A 748-nucleotide genomic window follows, 5' to 3' on the forward strand; every position below is an offset into this window, starting at 1 on the left:
GATGGCGTTTCTGGCCGGCGCGCGCGTGGCCGACATGGAGTTCGTGCAGTTCCATCCGACGGTGCTGAGCGCCGTCGGGGCGCCGCGGTTCCTGCTCACGGAGGCGCTGCGCGGCGAGGGCGCGCACCTGATCAACCGCCACGGTGAGGCCTTCATGGCCCGCTACGAGTCGGCGGGAGACCTGGCCTCGCGCGACCTGGTCGCGCGCGCGATGGTGCGGGAGTCGCTGCGCACGGACGCGCCGGTGTACCTGTCCCTGGCACACCTGGACGGCGTGTTCGTCAGGGAGCGGTTTCCGACGATCGCCAGGGTCTGCGCGCAGGCCGGCCTGGACCTGGCGACCGATCCGATTCCCGTCAGTCCGGCGGCGCACTACCTGATGGGGGGCGTGTCGACCGACCTCGACGGCCGGACATCCGTTCCCGGCCTCTTCGCGGCGGGGGAAGTGGCCTGCACGGGCGTCCACGGCGCGAACCGGCTGGCGAGCAACTCGCTGCTCGAGGGTCTCGTGTTCGGCGAGCGGGCCGCGCGCGCGATGACCGGGCCGCCGCGGGCGGCGCACCTGGTGGAGGACGCCGAGCGCGTCGCCGTCACGCCGGCACCTGGGGCGCTGCCGACGAGAGCCGCCGTTCGCGATCTGATGTGGCGTCACGTCGGACTCGTGCGCGAGGCCGGCGGCCTCGAACCGGCTGTCTCGCAACTGCAGGCGTGGGTCTCGGCCGGGGCGTGTCACGCGCGCTCGCAGCCG

At 73.8% G+C, this 748-nt stretch carries 1 protein-coding gene; it reads left to right on the forward strand.

The window, feature by feature from the left end; translation table 11 throughout:
- A partial coding sequence (locus tag AB7E83_RS27990) for an FAD-binding protein (protein ID WP_428574799.1) occupies nt 1-748 on the forward strand: 748 nt, incomplete at both ends.

Source organism: Ramlibacter sp. (assembly GCF_050250995.1).
Classification (GTDB): domain Bacteria; phylum Pseudomonadota; class Gammaproteobacteria; order Burkholderiales; family Burkholderiaceae_C; genus Ramlibacter.